General features: G+C 69.6%; 16 protein-coding genes and 1 pseudogene. 8 read left to right on the plus strand and 9 right to left on the minus strand.

All coding sequences use genetic code 11. From position 1 onward, the window contains the following. Positions 1-28: 28 nt before the first annotated feature. From coaE to JOD60_RS12975, 6 genes and pseudogenes are all read right to left on the minus strand, one after another. Positions 29-631, minus strand: coding sequence for a dephospho-CoA kinase (coaE, locus tag JOD60_RS12950; protein ID WP_076690997.1), 603 nt, complete (start codon positions 629-631; stop codon positions 29-31). A 13-nt stretch (positions 632-644) separates the two neighbouring features. Next, complete coding sequence (locus JOD60_RS12955; RefSeq protein WP_076690998.1) at positions 645-1,823, minus strand: nucleotidyl cyclase domain-containing protein; 1,179 nt, start codon at positions 1,821-1,823, stop codon at positions 645-647. Next, positions 1,820-3,484 (minus strand): PAS domain-containing sensor histidine kinase, encoded by a 1,665-nt coding sequence (locus JOD60_RS12960; protein WP_076690999.1) that lies wholly within the window; start codon positions 3,482-3,484, stop codon positions 1,820-1,822. The genes JOD60_RS12955 and JOD60_RS12960 overlap by 4 nt, the downstream gene beginning before the upstream one ends. Positions 3,485-3,608: 124 nt before the next feature. Then, positions 3,609-5,057, minus strand: a complete 1,449-nt coding sequence (gene rpsA / locus JOD60_RS12965; RefSeq protein WP_076691000.1) for a 30S ribosomal protein S1 — start codon at positions 5,055-5,057, stop codon at positions 3,609-3,611. Between the two features lie 214 nt (positions 5,058-5,271). After that, a pseudogene (locus JOD60_RS12970) lies at positions 5,272-6,209 on the minus strand (cation diffusion facilitator family transporter). 79 nt (positions 6,210-6,288) lie between these two features. Then, the gene (locus JOD60_RS12975) at positions 6,289-6,717 is read right to left on the minus strand and encodes a YchJ family protein (protein WP_076691001.1); all 429 of its coding nucleotides are present in this window, start codon (positions 6,715-6,717) and stop codon (positions 6,289-6,291) included. Positions 6,718-6,780: 63 nt separating this feature from the next. Here JOD60_RS12975 and JOD60_RS12980 point away from each other — a divergent pair, with 63 nt between their 5' ends. From JOD60_RS12980 to JOD60_RS12990, 3 genes are all read left to right on the plus strand, one after another. Next, positions 6,781-7,317: a hypothetical protein gene (locus JOD60_RS12980; RefSeq protein ID WP_076692215.1), complete on the plus strand. Its 537-nt coding sequence runs from the start codon at positions 6,781-6,783 to the stop codon at positions 7,315-7,317. 68 nt (positions 7,318-7,385) lie between these two features. Further along, positions 7,386-8,069: a hypothetical protein gene (locus JOD60_RS12985; protein WP_157127950.1), complete on the plus strand. Its 684-nt coding sequence runs from the start codon at positions 7,386-7,388 to the stop codon at positions 8,067-8,069. A 37-nt stretch (positions 8,070-8,106) separates the two neighbouring features. Continuing rightward, a complete protein-coding gene (locus JOD60_RS12990; protein WP_076691002.1) occupies positions 8,107-9,030 on the plus strand; it encodes a 5'-3' exonuclease in 924 nt (307 codons plus the stop codon). A 7-nt stretch (positions 9,031-9,037) separates the two neighbouring features. Here the strand turns inward: JOD60_RS12990 and JOD60_RS12995 are convergent, their stop codons facing one another. The 3 genes from JOD60_RS12995 to trpD all read right to left on the minus strand — a co-directional run bounded on the left by JOD60_RS12995 (position 9,038) and on the right by trpD (position 11,726). Further along, complete coding sequence (locus tag JOD60_RS12995) at positions 9,038-10,024, minus strand: PHP domain-containing protein (protein WP_076691003.1); 987 nt, start codon at positions 10,022-10,024, stop codon at positions 9,038-9,040. 52 nt (positions 10,025-10,076) lie between these two features. Further along, complete coding sequence (locus JOD60_RS13000; RefSeq protein ID WP_076691004.1) at positions 10,077-10,571, minus strand: aromatic ring-opening dioxygenase LigA; 495 nt, start codon at positions 10,569-10,571, stop codon at positions 10,077-10,079. 93 nt (positions 10,572-10,664) lie between these two features. Beyond that, positions 10,665-11,726: an anthranilate phosphoribosyltransferase gene (gene trpD / locus JOD60_RS13005; protein ID WP_076691005.1), complete on the minus strand. Its 1,062-nt coding sequence runs from the start codon at positions 11,724-11,726 to the stop codon at positions 10,665-10,667. Positions 11,727-11,869: 143 nt separating this feature from the next. Between trpD and ctaE the strand changes: the two genes are divergently transcribed. From ctaE to JOD60_RS13030, 5 genes are all read left to right on the plus strand, one after another. Continuing rightward, complete coding sequence (gene ctaE / locus JOD60_RS13010; protein WP_076691006.1) at positions 11,870-12,514, plus strand: aa3-type cytochrome oxidase subunit III; 645 nt, start codon at positions 11,870-11,872, stop codon at positions 12,512-12,514. 20 nt (positions 12,515-12,534) lie between these two features. Further along, entirely contained in the window at positions 12,535-13,335 is an 801-nt protein-coding gene (gene qcrC, locus JOD60_RS13015; protein WP_076691007.1) for a cytochrome bc1 complex diheme cytochrome c subunit, read from the plus strand. Positions 13,336-13,396: 61 nt separating this feature from the next. Continuing rightward, on the plus strand, positions 13,397-14,476 hold the full coding sequence (qcrA, locus tag JOD60_RS13020; protein ID WP_076691008.1) for a cytochrome bc1 complex Rieske iron-sulfur subunit: 1,080 nt from the start codon (positions 13,397-13,399) through the stop codon (positions 14,474-14,476). After that, positions 14,473-16,290 carry a cytochrome bc1 complex cytochrome b subunit gene (gene qcrB / locus JOD60_RS13025; RefSeq protein WP_076691009.1) on the plus strand — a complete coding sequence of 606 codons (1,818 nt, stop codon included), beginning with the start codon at positions 14,473-14,475 and terminating at the stop codon, positions 16,288-16,290. Before qcrA ends, qcrB begins: the two co-directional genes overlap by 4 nt. 80 nt (positions 16,291-16,370) lie before the next feature. Then, on the plus strand, positions 16,371-16,799 hold the full coding sequence (locus JOD60_RS13030) for a rhodanese-like domain-containing protein (RefSeq protein WP_076691010.1): 429 nt from the start codon (positions 16,371-16,373) through the stop codon (positions 16,797-16,799). Positions 16,800-16,876 lie beyond the last annotated feature (77 nt).

A 16,876-nucleotide genomic window follows, 5' to 3' on the forward strand; every position in this document is an offset into this window, starting at 1 on the left:
TCCACGACGGCACGCCGACGGCGTCGGTTCAGCCGGTCGCCTGGAGCCGACGCCACAGCGCGTCGGTCTGCGCGATCGTGTGCTCGAGCGTGCCGGCGGTGTCGATCACGACATCGGCGACCGCCAGACGGGCGGCGTCGTCGACCTGCGAGGCGATGCGGGCGCGGGCGTCGTCCTCGGTCAGCCCCCGCAGCGAGACGAGACGCGCGATGCGGACGGATGCCGGGGCATGCGCCACGACGATGAGATCCCAGGGATCGTCGACGCGCGCCTCCACCAGCAGCGGCACGTCGTAGACGACGACCGCGCCCGGATCGGCGGCGAACGCCGCCGCGAAGCGCCGCGCCGACTCCTCCCGTACGGCGGGGTGCACGATGCCGTTCAGGCGCGCGAGGGCGTCGGGGTCGCCGAAGACGACGCCGCCGAGCGCGGCACGGTCGAGCGCGCCGTCCGCAGTGAGCATCTCGCCGCCGAAGGCCGCCGCGATCCGCTCCAGCACGGGCGAGCCCGGTGCCTGCACGTCGCGGACGATCGCGTCGGCGTCGACGATCACCGCACCGTGCTCGGCGAGACGACGCGCGATCGTCGACTTGCCGGAGGCGATCCCTCCGGTCAGCGCGATGAGAGGCATGGTCGACAGCCTGTCACGACGACGGCGACGACGGCGCATCGAGGAGCACCGAAGCACCGGGCGTCTGTGCGGCACGCTGCGCCGCGTCGCGCGCACCATCCAGCAGTCGGTCGATGTCATAGCCGGCATCCTCGGTGAAGGCGACACCGACGCTGACGTACGGGAACAGGCCCGACTGCGAGCGGGCGAGCTCCTCGGTGCAGCCGCGGTAGATCGTCGCGCCCAGGCGTCGCGCGTCGGCGGCCGTCGTCGCCAGCGCGCACACGGCCAGGCGATCGGCCCCGTCCTCGCCGACGATCGCCGAGGCGGGCGCGTAGCGGCGCACGGCCTGCCGGCAGGCCCCGGTGATGTCATCGGCGACCTCGGGACCGAACGCCGTGCGGATCTCCGAGATGCCCTCGACGCGGATGACCACGAGCGCCACCCCCTCCGACCGCCACTGCGCCCGCTCGACGATGTCGGCGCTCGCGCCGGCGAACGTCCCGGCGAGCATGACGCCGTCGAAGGCCACGCCGCCCTCCGTGAGCCATTCGTAGCGCTGCTCGGAGGTGTGGTGCGAACGCAGCACCGAGGTGACGATGGCGGCGACAACGGTCAGCGTGACCGTGACGAAGTTGGCACTGATCGACCCGAGCCATTCCGAGAACAGCGCGCTGTCGTGACCCAGGACGAGGAAGACCGTCAGCCGGACGGCGTAGAAGACCGCGGCGATCAGCAGCACCGCCGCCAGCGCCCACGAACTGTGGATGTGCCGCAGCGGCGGGCGCAGGGTCTCGATGGCGCCCGCGACGAACAGCGCCACCAGGCACGCCGCCATGGTCGTCCAGCCGCCCCAGCTGCCGAGCGCGTCCGCCTGGAGCAGCGCCGCGACGAAGGTCGCCGCGGCCAGCACCGCGAGCAGACCCGCTGCGTAGCCGATCGGACGGTCGTTGAACCGGCGCGTGCCGACCCACATGAACCCGGGCACGAGCACGAACAGGGTGTTGCCGACGGCGACCGACAGTGCGCCACCGACGCCGGAGGACCAGGCCATGTACGCGACCGTCGTCGCCAGGCCGCAGAAGAACGCGACCGCCCAGAGCCGACCCGGCCCCACGTCGCGGCGGATGACGGTGTCGAGGATGAAGGTGAGGCTGGCGACGGATGCCACGAGCGCGGTCATCACCGTGACGGTGAACAGATCCAGGGTCATCGCGTCACCCGCGTCCCCGCCTTGGCCGGCAGCGCGACGGTGAACGTCGAGCCGACCCCGGGCTCGGAGGCCACCGTCAGCTCACCGTCGTGGGCCCGGACGATCTCGTGGCTGATGGCAAGTCCCAGGCCGTTGCCGGCGATGTCCTCGGAGGCGCGGAAGAACCGTTCGAAGACGCGACCGCGATCCTCTTCGCCGATCCCGATGCCGGTGTCGCGCACCGCGATCGTCGTCGTGTCCCCATCGGTGTGGACGGTGACCTCGATCGACCCGCCGTCGCGGTTGAACTTGATCGCATTGCCCAGCAGGTTGTCGATCACCTGTCGCAGCCGTCCCGGATCGGCGTAGGCGACGGCGCTCTCCGCCCCGTCGACGGTGACCTTGATGACGCGGTCGTCCGCGAGCGGGCGGAGCGCGAGGATCGACGCGCGCACGATCTCGACCACGTCGATCTCGCGCGGATGCACCGACGACTCCACCGACTGCAGCGAACGCCGCGACGCGGTGAGGATGTCGGCGACGATCGCGAGGAGGCGCTCGCTGCTGCTGAGCGCGGTGTCGACGTAGCGGCGGGCGCGCTCCGGCAGGTCCTCCTCGTCGAGCGCGAGTTCGAGGTAGCCGAGCACCGATGTCAGCGGCGTGCGCAGTTCGTGCGACACCGAGGCGACGAGGTCGTCGCGGGCGCGCAGCGCCTCGCGCTCCGCCGTCACATCGCGTGCCACGAGCACGGCCCCGCCGTCCTCGCCGCGATGGTCGATGAGCCGCCGTGCCGTGAACGTCAGCGCCGAGCGGCGACCCTCGGCATCCTGCGACCACACCACGACATCGTCGAACGTCTCGCCGCGCCGGGTGCGCGCCAGCGGGTGGTCGTTCGCCGGCAGCGGCGTGCGGCCGTCCTCGGCGAGCAGAGTCGTCCGCCCCGACGCCGGGTGCAGTTCGGGAATCGCGCTGCTGAGGCGACCGACGGCGTCGTTCTCGTAGACGATGTCACCGCCGACCGACAGCCGCACGACGCCGAAGTCGACGGTGTCGAGCACCTCGGTCACCAGCTGCTCCTGGCGCACGGCGGCGGAGCGGGCGAACGCGAGCCGCGCCGCCTGCGCATCGAGCAGGTCGCGCTGTGCGGTGAACCGGCGTGTGGCCACGTAGCCCGCGCTGCTGATCGCGATGATGACGATCGGCAGCAGCAGGGTCGAGAAGGTGAAGGCGGATGCCGGGCCGACCACCAGCAGCACCCAGTACAGCAGCGGGATCAGCACGCAGCTGACGATGAGGCCGGCCAGCCCGAGCGACGCGAGCCACATCGCCGGGAACGCCCAGAGCAGGCCGAGACCCGCCGGCGGCTCCGCGACGCGCAGCACCGCGATCGCCACGATGTCGACCAGCGGCACGAGAGCGACCCACGCGGGCGCGACCCTCGTCCACGGGACGGCGAGCGTCGCGATCGTCGCGACGGCGATGAGGAGGGTGCCGATCGCGAACACGCCGGGGCTGCTCAGCACCCCGGCGAGGGTGCCGCCGACGAACAGGACGACGACGATGCCGCACAACAGCAGTTGGTTGCCGACGGCGACCCGGTCGCGCAAGTCGAACCGCAGTGTCGTGCGCCGACGCGTGCGCGGCGTCGCGGACGGCGCACCCGCCGCTGTCGCTCGTCTCATCCGCACTCCATGACGCTACCGCTCGCGGCGGGCTCGCCGGGACACGACGCCCGCAGAACGGCGAACGGGCCGCCACCGGCGACGAGAAGGTCGACGGTGACGGCCCGTTCGGAAGGGGTTCGGCTCAGCGACCCGAGAGCTTCTCGCGGAGCGCCGCGAGCGCCTCGTCGTCGGCGAGGGTGCCGCCGCCGACCGTCTCCGAAGAGAAGGAGGAGGCACCGGTCTCGACCGGAGCGGCCGCCTCAGCCTCGAGGGCCTTCGCGACGGCAGCCTTGTGCTGCTCCCAGCGCGCCTGAGCGGCGGCGTACTCCTGCTCCCACTTCTCACGCTGCGCGTCGAAGCCCTCGAGCCAGGCACCCGACTCGGGGTCGAAGCCCTCGGGGTACTTGTACTCGCCGTTCTCGTCGTACTCGGTCGCCATGCCGTACAGCGCCGGGTCGAACTCGGTGCCGTTGGGGTCGACCGACTCGTTGGCCTGCTTGAGCGACAGCGAGATGCGGCGACGCTCGAGGTCGATGTCGATGATCTTGACGAAGACCTCTTCACCGACCGACACGACCTGCTCGGCGAGCTCGACGTGCTTGCCGGAGAGCTCGGAGATGTGCACGAGGCCCTCGATGCCGTCCGCGACGCGGACGAACGCACCGAACGGGACGAGCTTGGTGACCTTGCCCGGCGCGACCTGACCGATCGCGTGGGTGCGGGCGAAGACCTGCCACGGGTCCTCCTGCGTCGCCTTCAGCGACAGCGAGACGCGCTCGCGGTCGAGGTCGACCTCGAGGATCTCGACGGTGACCTCCTGGCCCACCTCGACGACCTCGGAGGCGTGCTCGATGTGCTTCCACGACAGCTCGGAGACGTGCACGAGGCCGTCCACGCCGCCGAGGTCGACGAACGCACCGAAGTTGACGATCGACGAGACGACACCCTTGCGGACCTGACCCTTGTGCAGGTTGTTGAGGAACGTGGTGCGCGACTCCGACTGCGTCTGCTCGAGCAGGGCGCGGCGGCTCAGCACGACGTTGTTGCGGTTCTTGTCGAGCTCGAGGATCTTCGCCTCGATCTCCTGACCGAGGTACGGCGTGAGGTCGCGGACGCGACGCAACTCGATGAGCGATGCCGGGAGGAACCCGCGCAGGCCGATGTCGACGATGAGGCCACCCTTGACGACCTCGATGACGGTGCCGGTGACGACCCCGTCGTTCTCCTTGATCTTCTCGACGTCGCCCCAGGCGCGCTCGTACTGCGCCCGCTTCTTGGAGAGGATGAGGCGGCCTTCCTTGTCCTCCTTCTGGAGGACGAGGGCTTCGACCTCGTCGCCGACCTTGACGACCTCGTTCGGGTCGACGTCGTGCTTGATGGAGAGCTCGCGCGAGGGGATGACGCCCTCGGTCTTGTACCCGACGTCGAGGAGGACCTCGTCGCGGTCGATCTTCACGACGGTGCCTTCGATGAGGTCTCCGTCGTTGAAGAACTTCAGGGTCTTCTCGACCGCGGCCAGGAAGTCCTCAGCAGATCCGATGTCGTTGATGGCGACCTGCTTGGTGGCCGGGGCGGTCGTTGCGGTAGTCATGTAGTGGGTTGTCCTTGTTGGGTTAGATGTCGGGCTCCGGCGAGGCGGTGCCGCCTCAGCATCCGTCCGAAGACGAGCGAATGCCGCCGCCGGAGCGGTCGGTCAGGGATTGCGTGTCACGATTGCACGGCGAAGAGCCACACGAGTGACAGTCCAGGGTATCAGAGATCGCGGGAGCGCCGCCGGCGATGTCATCCTCCCCCGGCGGGCGCCGTCAGCCCATCAGCGGGTCGGCGGGGTGCTGCGGATCCAGCGCAGGGGCGCCGGGGCGTGACAGGGTCAGCACCGCCCACGCCACCCGCGGGCTGCGAGCCAGCTCATCCTCGATCGCGTTCAGCCGCGCGGCGACGGTGTGCTCCGCGGTGTCGCCCTCGAGATCGACGGCCGCGACGAGGGAGACACGTCCGGGGCCGACGTATTCGATGTGCAGATAGGTGATCTGGGCGATCTCCGGCTGGGCGAGCAGCCACTGCACCGCGGCGGCGCGGACCTCGGGCTCGACCACCACACCGACGAGGAACCGCCGGTTCTGCCGGATGAGCACGACGGCGACGACCGCGAGCAGCACGCCCACGAGGATCGAGCCGACAGCGTCGGGCACCGCGGACCCGGTCACCTGGTGCAGCAGAATCCCGCCGAAGGCGATGACGAGGCCGATGAGCGCCGCGGCATCCTCGAAGAACACCGCGCCCGGCGTCGGGTCGGACGTGCCCATCACATAGTCGAGCAGGTCGCGATGACTCTCCCGAGCGTCACGACGCGACTGCCGCAGCGCCTGCAGGAACGAGGTCCCCTCGAGGACGAACGCCACCGCCAGCGCGGCGTAGGAGACGCCGAACAGCTCGGCGGGCGCCGGGTTCAGCAGTTCCTGATGCCGTGCATGATCGAGACCCCGGCGCCGACGGCGAACAGGCCGAACGCCGCGAACAGCGACCACACGTACGCGTCGCGCCCGTAGCCGGCCGGATGCCGCGGGTCGCGCGGCCGCACCGCGCGTCGCGCGGCGACGTAGAGGAAGACCTCGTTGCCGGTGTCGGCCCAGGAGTGCGCCGCCTCGGCGAGCATGCTGGCGGCGCCGGTGAGCACGGCGGCGACGGTCTTCGCGATCGCGATGAGCAGGTTCGCGCCGAACGCGATCAGCACCGTGAGCATCGACTCGGGTTGCGGCGCGGCGCGGTCCGGGCGGGTCGGCGACGTGGGCATCACGTTACGCCCGCGCGCCGGATCGGCGTCACCGGTCGGCGTCGACCTCGCCGTCGAGGTAGTACCACCGGCCGAGCGCGAACCGGAACCGGCTCACCTCGTGCAACCGCCCGCTCTCCGCGGTGCGGGGGTCGCGCCACGACGCGACGAACTCGACGACGCCGCGGCGATCGCCGGGTCGGCCTTCGTCGGCGCGCACGATGTCGAGCCGGTCCCAGCGCAGTCCGTCGTCCAGGTCGACGGATGCCGGGGCTGTCGAGGGATGCCAGGAGTCGCGAACGTGGCGGGCATGGCCGAGCGCGAAGGCGGTGAACCGCGATCGCATGAGCTGCTCCGCCGTCGCCGCCGGGGCGCCGGCCAGGACCGGGCCGCAGCAGTCGCCGTACGCGCCGCCACCGCACAGACAGGGCGCGTCGGCCGAGGGCGTTCTCCCCTGCGCGGCGACTCCGAAGGACATGGGCTCGATCGTACGTGTGGATAACCTGATCGCGCGTCGGCGGAGGTGGCTAACGTGGGGCGCATGGCAGAGGGACGGTGGCGTCTGACGGCGCACGCGGCGGCGGCGCTGCTGGCGCTCGCCGCGCTGACGGCGTGCACCCCCGACCCGACGCCGACGCCCTCCCCGACCGGCTTCGCCTCAGAGGAGGAGGCCTTCGCCGCCGCTGAAGACACGACTCGCGCCTACGTGGCAGCAACCAACGCCATCCAACTCGCCGACCCGTCGACGTTCGAGCCCTTATTCGAGCTGACAACTGGGGAACAGAATGCCTTCGACCGCAAACGATTGTCTGAGTACCACGCGGCGGGCTACACCATGTCAGGCGTTACGACGATCAACGCGCTGGAGCCAGAGGCGTGGGACGAGGCGTCCGCGAGTGTGACTCTTCTCGCCTGCTTTGATGTGTCCGGTCTCGAGATCGAGGACAACTCCGGTTCATCGATAATCGCGCCTGACCGGCCACCGGAGCAGAGTCTGATGATCTCTCTTGTAAGAGTTGGGGCCGATCTCTTGATTGACTCCATTGCCGGAGCTGAAGAGAGCAACGTATGCGCGTGATGCTCGTCCTCGTAGTTCTTGTCGCGGGACTAAGTACGGCCGCTTCAGCACAGTCGCCATGCGACTACATGATCGAGAACTGCAATACCAAGAGCACCGGTGCGTCCGTCGAGGTCTCGGGGACGATTCCGGGCGGGCGGGACACCACGGGCGGAGGTGGCGAGCGCGGCGGTAACGCTCGGGACCCGGGCGCAGCGGCTCCCGACGCGGATGACGAGTGTGTCGGCGCGCTCTGCTATCGGATACCGATCACGTACGAGGTCGGGATACTCCGCCCGACGCTGACCGACGTCGCCTCCTTCGCGCCGGCGGACCTCGGGCTCACCGACGAGCCCGACGGAGTGGGCATCGTGGGCATGCCGGTGAACTTCGTCGTCACCGCGACGAGCCACGAGCAGACCGGCGAACTGTTCGATCTCCCGGTGACCGTGCGGTTCACACCGGACTCCGTCGTCTTCGTCTACGGCGATGGGGCGACGCGCACCGCCGCTGACGGCGGCCGGTCCCTGTCTGCGCTCGGCCTCCCTCAGTTCAGCGCGACGCCCACGAGCCACGCCTATGCCGCGCGCGGCACGTACACGGCATCCGCCCTCGTGCGGTATGCGGCGGAGGTCGACTTCGGCAGTGGATGGGTGCCCGTTCCCGGGCTCCTCGCGATCCCCACCGCCAACGCGACGATCGACGTCCTCGAGGCGCGCACGGCGCTCGTCGACCGGACCTGCATCGAAGACCCCGCCGGCGTCGGCTGCTGACCGCGCTGCCGCAGCCGTCCGCGGATAGACTCCGCGCATGCCCGACCGTCTCATGCTGCTCGACACCGCGTCGCTCTACTTCCGCGCGTTCTACGGCGTACCCGACACCGTGCGCGCTCCCGACGGGACGCCGGTGAATGCGGCGCGGGGCCTGCTCGACATGATCGCCAAGCTCGTGGCGACGTACGAGCCGACGCATCTGGTCGCGTGCTGGGACGACGACTGGCGCCCGCAGTGGCGCGTCGATCTCATCCCCAGCTACAAGACGCATCGCGTCGCCGAGGTCGTCGCCGCCGGTCCCGACGTGGAGGTCGTGCCCGATCCCCTCGAGGCCCAGGTTCCGCTCATCCGGGCAGAGCTCGGCGCCCTCGGCATTCCCATCGTGGGTGCCGCTGACCACGAGGCCGACGACGTCATCGGGTCACTCGCTGCCCAGTCCACCATGCCGGTCGACGTCGTCACGGGCGACCGCGACCTGTTCCAGCTCGTCGACGACGACCGCGGCGTCCGCGTCGTCTACACCGGACGCGGAATGAGCAACCTCGAACTGCTCGACGCAGCGGCCATCGTCGGACGGTACGGCGTGCTCCCCGAGCAGTACGCCGACTACGCCGTCATGCGCGGCGACGCCTCTGACGGGCTGCCGGGCGTCGCCGGCATCGGGGAGAAGACGGCCGCGAGCCTGCTCGCCGCGCACGGCGACCTGGCCGGCATCATCGCGGCGGCGGCATCCGGCACGGGGATGACCGCCGGCATCCGCGCGAAGATCCTCGCCGCGGCGGACTATCTCGCCGTCGCGCCCCGCGTCGTCGAGGTGGTGCGCGACCTGGACCTCGGCGAGATCGACGCGCGCATCCGGGCGACGGATGCCGGTGAGCTCGACGCACTGGCCGAGCGCTGGGGTCTGGGTGCGTCCGCCGGCCGCGCGGCCGCCGCGCTCGCCGCCCGCGCCGACGCCTGACCATGCGTCAGCGCGCGAGCCACTCCCGCAGGCGCGCGAGCGGCCACGTCGTGACGATGCGCTCGACCGGGACGCCGAGGCGCTCGGCCCGCGCCGCGCCCTCGTCGATCAGCCCCAGCTGACCGGGCGCGTGCGCGTCGGAGTCGATCGAGAACAGGCATCCGCGCTCCAGTGCCAGCGCGATGAGGTCGTCGGGCGGGTCCTCGCGCTCCGGCCGGGAGTTGATCTCGACAGCGACCCGGTGCGCGGCGCACGCATCGAACACGGCGCCGGCATCGAACGTCGACGGCGGGCGCGTGCCCCGCGAGCCGGTGATGAGGCGCCCCGTGACGTGGCCGAGCACATCCACCTGACCGCTGGAGACCGCCGTCACGAGCCGGCGTGTCATCGGCGCCGCCTCCATCCGCAGCTTCGAGTGCGCCGAAGCCACCACGACGTCGAGCGCCTGAAGCAGCTCAGGCTCCTGGTCGAGCTCGCCGCCGTCGAGGATGTCGACCTCGATTCCGCTCAACAGGGTGAAGCCGTCGTCGGAGTATGCCGGGATCTCCTCCAGCTGCGCCCGCAGCCGCTCCGGCGAGAGCCCGTTCGCCACCCGCAGCCGTGGTGAGTGGTCGGTGAGAGCGAGGTACTCGTGCCCCAGCCCGCGCGCCGCGGCCGCCATCTGCGCGATCGAGGTCATGCCGTCCGACCACTCGGAGTGGCAGTGCAGGTCTCCCCGCAGTGCCGACCGCAGTGCCGACCGCGCGGGGGCGTAGCGTTCGCGGAGTTCCACGAGGTAACGCGGCACCTGTCCCGCCAGCGCCTCCTGGATGACCGCGAACGACGAATCGCCGATCCCCTTGCGCCGACGCAGGCCCGCGGCATCCGCCCGCTCCGCCGGGGTCAGCCGCTCGACGACGGCGGCGGCGGTGCGGAAGGCGGACGAACGATATCGCGACGCCCGCTCGCGTTCGAGCAGGGTCGCGATCTCCAGGAGCGCGTCGACGGGATCCACGATGACGGATGCCGGAGGGGCCTGCGCAATCGCGCAGGCCCCTCCGATCGCGTTACGAGCGGGTGACGGCCGACCGGCGGACGATCACCGGCACGGCGGCCAGTCGGTTCAGCGCGAGACCGAAGAGGATCGACAGGATGCCGATGCCGATTGCGAATGCCGCGACACCGAACGAGACGACCGACGTGAACAGCGACGCGCGGAGGAACGACGCGTTCATCATCGTCGCGCGCACCGGGTCGTCCTGCGGCAGCTCGGCGTAGGTCTTGCCGCCCGAGGCCTCGAGCGCGTGGTGCTGGATGATGTCGGCCTGCACGTAGGCGGTGAAGGGACCGGCGACGGTCTGACCCTGGAAGGCCATCGCGTCGTCGGGGACGGTGATGTTCTCGGCGCGCAGCTGGCTGGAGACCATCACCCAGACGACGACGCCGACGACGATGAGGGCGATGCCGCCGAGGATGCCGAGAATGCCGGCGACCTTGACGACCCCCACCTTCTTCTGCGGGGGCTCGAGAGTGTCCGCGGTGGCGACGACTTCTTCTGACATGGGGGGCGTTCCTTCCTGGAGCGGCTGTTGAGTTCAACGTAGCCGTCGCCGCGGAAGGCGCACCAGAGGACGCGCCGGAGAGAACCCTAGTGGTCAGACCACGTCTGCGGAGGTGGCTTCCACCCAGGCCGCGAGCTTCGCCGCCGCCGCCCCGCTGTCGATCGCCGCCGCCGCCGTGTCGCGCGCGCGTGCCAGGCGCTCGACGATGGGGAACTGCACCTGGGCGGCATCGCGGAACAGCTCGTACGACACGATGCCGGCGGCCGCGTTCAGCAGCACGATGTCCCGCACCGCCCCGGCTTCGCCGTCGAGCACGCGGTGGACGACCGCGGCGTTGTGCGCCGCGTCGCCGCCGAGCAGATCGCCGATGTCGGCCAGCGGGATGCCGAGGTCACGCGGATCGAGGTCGTGCTCGTGGATGTCGCCGCGGCTGATCTCCCACACCCGGCTGTGCCCCGTCGTCGTCAGCTCGTCCAGACCGTCATCGCCGCGGAAGACGAGCGCCGTGGCGCCGCGGGTCTGGAACACCCCCGTGATGAGCGGCACGCGGTCGAGGTTCGCGACGCCGACGGCGTTCGCCTCGGCCCGCGCGGGGTTGCACAGCGGCCCGAGGAAGTTGAAGACGGTGGGCACGCCGAGCTCGGCGCGCGTCGGTCCGGCGTGACGGAAGCCGGGGTGGAACGCGGACGCGAAGGCGAAGGTGATCCCGACCTCCGCGAGTACCTCAGCGACTCGCTCCGGCGACAGCGACAGATCGATGCCGAGCGCTCCGAGCACGTCGGAGGAGCCGGATGCCGAGCTGGCGGCCTTGTTGCCGTGCTTGACGACCGGGATGCCCGTCGCGGCGGCGACGATCGCCGACATCGTCGACACGTTCACCGTGCCGAAGCGATCGCCTCCGGTGCCGACGATGTCGAGCACCTCGGCCGGCACCGGGAGCGGCAGCGCTGCTTCGAGGATGGCGTCGCGGAAGCCGACGATCTCGTCGACCGTCTCGCCCTTCGCCCGCAGGGCGAGGAGGAACCCGGCCAGCTGCGATGGCGTCGCGTCGCCGCGCATCACCTGCCGCATCGCCCACGTGGATTCGGACACGCTGAGGTCTCGTCGATCGAGCACCGCGGTGAGGATCTCGGGCCAGGAATAGAGCTCCGCCATGAGCGTCGATCCTATCGGGAGTTGCTCGGCGAACTCCCGGCGCTCACACGGCCTGCTCCGATCCCTCCGAAAGTGGAATGCGGACGATGGAATTGTCGGCCGCACCTTCAGTGATGCGAAAACCTGGCGCCGAATCCGCCATAATGGGGAGCGTGACGACCTCTTCAGCGACCTATTCCCAAGCCTTGCGCTCCGTCAAGCGGCCGGATCCGGTCGCCGTCGGCACCATCGTCTGGCTCGGCAGCGAGGTCATGTTCTTCGCGGGCCTGTTCGCGATCTACTTCACGCTGCGCAACGCCTCCCCCGAGCTGTGGGCAGAGCGCACCGAGCTGCTGAACATCCCGTTCGCCGCCGTGAACACCGTCATCCTGATCCTGTCGTCGTTCACGGCCCAGGCCGGCGTGTTCGCCGCCGAGCGCTTCCAGCCCTACCGTCGCGGCTCGTTCTGGCAGTTCCGCCAGTGGGGCATGGTCGAGTGGTTCTACCTGAGCTTCATCATGGGCGCCGTCTTCGTCTCCGGCCAGGTGTGGGAGTACGCGACGCTCGTCGCGGAAGGCATGCCCATCAGCGCGGACTCGTACGCCTCGGCGTTCTACATCACCACCGGCTTCCACGCGCTGCACGTCACCGCCGGCCTCATCGCGTTCCTGCTCGTCATCGGTCGCGCCTTCGCCGTCAAGAACTTCGGCCGCAAGGAGATGACCTCGGCGATCGTCGTGTCCTACTACTGGCACTTCGTCGACGTCGTGTGGATCGTCCTGTTCGCCGTCATCTACTTCGTCAAGTGAGAGCGGAGCTGAATACCTCCATGGCACCCAAGAACTCGCGCCCCAAGGCCGGCCGCCGCAGCAAGTGGGCCGCAGCCGCCCTCATCGGCATCGGCCTGCTCGTCACGGGGGGCGTCTACGCCGGCGCCTCCGCCGCCATGGCGGCCACCGAGCCGACCACGGCATCCAGCGCCCTCACCGTCGAAGACGGCAAGAAGCTCTTCCAGGCCAACTGCGCCACCTGTCACGGGATGAACCTGGAGGGCACCGCCGACGGCCCGTCGCTGTACGGCGTGGGCGAGCTGGCGGTGGAGTTCCAGATGTCCACCGGCCGCATGCCGCTGCAGATGCAGGGCCCGCAGGCGCCGCAGAAGCCCGTGCAGTTCACCGAGGACCAGATCAAGGCGATCGCCGCCTGGGTGCAGTCTGTTTCCCCCGGTCCGACCTACCCGCCGGCGGAGATCATCGACGGCAAGGGCGACGTGGCCAACGGTGCCGAGCTCTTCCGCATCAACTGCGCGATGTGCCACAACGTCGCCGCCGCCGGTGGTGCGCTGACCGAGGGCAAGTACGCGCCCGCCCTGACCAACACCAGCGCCCTGCACATGTACGCGGCGATGGTCACCGGCCCGCAGAACATGCCGGTCTTCAACGACATGACCCTCACCCCCGAGGAGAAGCGCGACATCATCTCGGCGCTGCTCTACCTGCAGGAGAACGAGTCTCCCGGCGGCTTCTCGCTCGGCTCGCTCGGCCCGGTCTCCGAGGGTCTGTTCATCTGGATCTTCGGCATCGGATCGCTCATCGGCCTCACCGTGTGGATCACGGCGAAGTCGAACTGACCGGGCACGCCGACCCAAAGAATCTGTGGTTATCGGAACTGACGTAGGAAACGGACGCACCATGGCACACGAGGAAGACGCGCTCGAGCACGAGAGGGCGTCATGGAAGCCCTCCCCCGGGCTCGCCGTCGCCGTTCCCGACCCCGTGCACAACCCGGGCCTCCCGCCGCACCGGGAGCGCATCACGGACAAGGACCCGGCCGCCATGAAGCGCGCCGTCCGCACGGTCTACACGCTGTTCTACCTCTCGCTGGCCGGCAGCATCTGGGCGATCGCCGCCTACATGCTCTTCCCCATCGAGAGCGGCCGGATCGTCGACATCCGACACAACAACCTGTTCATCGGCCTCGGCATCGGTCTCGCCCTGCTGGCCATCGGCATCGGTGCGATCCACTGGTCCAAGGCCATCATGAGCGACAAGGAGTTCATCGAGCCGCGGCATGCCACCCGTGGTCGCGACACGACGCGTGAGGCGGCCGTCCAGGTCTTCCGCGACGCCAACGAGGAGTCCGGCTTCGGTCGCCGCACGGCCATCCGCGGTTCGCTGATCGCCGCGCTCGTCGCGTCGATCCTCCCCGGCATCACCCTCTTCCGCGGTCTGGCCCCCCACAGCAGCGAGGCCAACCCGATCGCGGGCGACCCGGTCGCGCTCCTCAGCCACACCATGTGGAAGAAGGGTGAGCGCCTTGCGCACGACCCCAGCGGTAGGCCCATCCGCGCCGCGGATCTGACGCTCGGCTCCGCCGTGCACGTCATCCCGGAGTCGCTCGCCGAGCTCAGCCACCACGACGGCTACCTCGAGGAGAAGGCGAAGGCGATCGTCCTGCTGATGCGCCTGCTCCCCGAGCAGCTGCCGGCCGACCAGAACAAGCTGGAGTGGTCCTACAACGGCATCGTGGCCTACTCCAAGGTGTGCACGCACGTCGGCTGCCCCGTCGCCCTGTACGAGCAGCAGACCCACCACCTCCTCTGCCCCTGCCACCAGTCGCAGTTCGACGTGTCGCGCTCGGCTGCGGTCATCTTCGGTCCGGCCGCGCGGCCGCTGCCGCAGCTGCCCATCACCGTCGACGACGAGGGCTACCTCATCGCGCAGAGCGACTTCACCGAACCTGTCGGCCCGAGCTTCTGGGAGCGCCATTGAGCACCGCGACTGTCACCGAGACAGGACCTGACACCGCCGCCGGCGCGAAGACCTCCGAGAAGCCCCTCGGCGGCCGGTTCGTCGCGGGCGCCGCGAACTACATCGACGAGCGCACCAGCATCTCCGGCTTCGTCAAGGAGCTGGGCCGGAAGATCTTCCCCGACCACTGGTCGTTCATGCTCGGCGAGATCGCCCTGTGGAGCTTCGTCGTCGTCCTGCTGTCCGGCACGTTCCTGACGTTCTTCTTCCAGGCGTCCATGGTCGAGACGCACTACGCCGGCGCGTACCTGCCGCTGCGCGGCGTGGAGATGTCCGCGGCCCTCGACTCGACGCTGCGGATCTCCTTCGACATCCGCGGCGGACTGCTCGTGCGCCAGATCCACCACTGGGCCGCGCTCGTGTTCGTCGCCGGCATCGGCGTGCACATGCTGCGCGTGTTCTTCACCGGCGCGTTCCGCAAGCCGCGCGAGCTCAACTGGGTGATCGGCTTCGTCCTGTTCATCCTCGCGATGGCGGAGGGCTTCACCGGCTACTCCCTGCCCGACGACCTGCTCTCCGGCAACGGTCTGCGCATCATCGACGGCATGATCAAGGGCATCCCGCTGATCGGCACCTGGACCTCGTTCCTCCTCTTCGGCGGCGAGTTCCCCGGCACGCAGATCGTGGGACGCCTGTACACGCTGCACATCCTGCTGCTGCCGGCGATCCTGGTGGCGCTGCTCGCGGTGCACCTGATGCTGATGATCGTCAACAAGCACACGCAGTTCGCCGGCCCCGGCCGCACGAACAGCAACGTCGTGGGCTACCCGATGATGCCGGTGTACATGTCCAAGATGGGCGGCTTCTTCTTCATCACGTTCGGTGTGATCGTGTTGATCGCGTCGCTGTTCACGATCAACCCGATCTGGAACTACGGCCCGTACGACCCGTCTCCGGTTTCCGCGGGCACCCAGCCCGACTGGTACATCGGCTTCGCCGACGGCGCGCTGCGTCTCGTGCCGCCGCACCTGGAGTTCGTGCTGTGGGACCGCACGTGGTCGTTCAACATCCTCATCCCGCTGCTGGTGCTCGGCCTGTTCATCGTGCTCGTCGCGATCTACCCCTTCATCGAGGCGTGGATCACCGGCGACAAGCGGGAGCACCACATCGCCCAGCGTCCGCGCAACGCGGCGACCCGCACGGCGATCGGCGCAGCCGGTGTGACCTTCTACGCCGTCCTGTGGGCCGCGGCATCCTCCGACATCATCGCGACCCACTTCTGGCTCACGATGGAAGGCGTCATCCACACCCTGCAGGCGCTGCTGTTCGTGGGTCCCGTGCTCGCGTACTTCATCACGAAGCGCATCTGCCTGGCCCTGCAGAAGAAGGATCGCGAGATCGCACTGCACGGCTACGAGTCGGGACGCATCGTCCGCCTGCCCGGTGGCGAGTACATCGAGGTTCACCAGCCCGTCGACCAGTACGAGGTCGTCAAGCTCGTCGACTTCGAGACCAACGAGCCGCTCGTGGTGCGCCCCAACGACAAGGGCCGGATCCCGTGGCACGAGAACCTCCGCGCGTCGATCTCGCGCTGGTTCTTCGAGGACCGACTGTCGCCGGTGACGCAGGCCGAGCTCGAGGCGGCCCGTGCGCACCAGCACCACACGCTGGACCACGTCACCGAAGAAGAGGATGCCGAGATCCAGGGCATGCACGAGCGCGCTGGTGTGCCGGATGCCCCGCATCACCCCATCGACGACGGCCACAACAGTGAGACGGCGAACCGCCCGTCGAACGTGATCATCCCGGATGAGGACGGCAGCGCGAAGCGCTGAGGCCGGATCTGGCAGGCAAGCGGCGAGGAGTGACCGTCACGGTCCTCCTCGCCGCTTCGTCGTTGTCGTAGCGTGAGGTCATGCCCGACGCCCTCGCCTACTTCTCCGCCAAACTCGACCACGAGTCCGACCCGTCCGACGTCTATGCCGCCCAGCGCGCCGGCGAAGACGTCGTCCTCGTCGACGTCCGCAGCGACGACGCGTGGGCGCAGGGGCACGCGCGCGGCGCGGTCCACATGCCCTACCGCGACATCGCCACCCGTGCACCGCGCGAGATCGACCGATCGGCCACGGTGGTCGTCTACTGCTGGAGCCCGGGCTGCAACGCCGGAGCCAAGGGCGCGATCGAGTTCGCCCGGCTCGGGTACGCCGTCAAGGAGATGATCGGCGGCTACGAGTACTGGGTGCGGGAAGGCCTGCCGACCGAGAACGCCACCGGCCCCCTCCCCCGCGTCTTTGACCCGCAGGTGATGGTCGTCGCGAGCAGAGCTGACCGCGGCGGTCCCTGACCTGGATCGTGTCACCGTCGGGTGATTTCGCGGGTTGAGGATCGTTGAGGCTTGATTTTCCGGGGGTGTTGGTGCCT

It is taken from the genome of Microbacterium aurum (genome assembly GCF_016907815.1).
In the GTDB taxonomy this organism is placed as follows: Bacteria; Actinomycetota; Actinomycetes; order Actinomycetales; family Microbacteriaceae; genus Microbacterium; species Microbacterium aurum.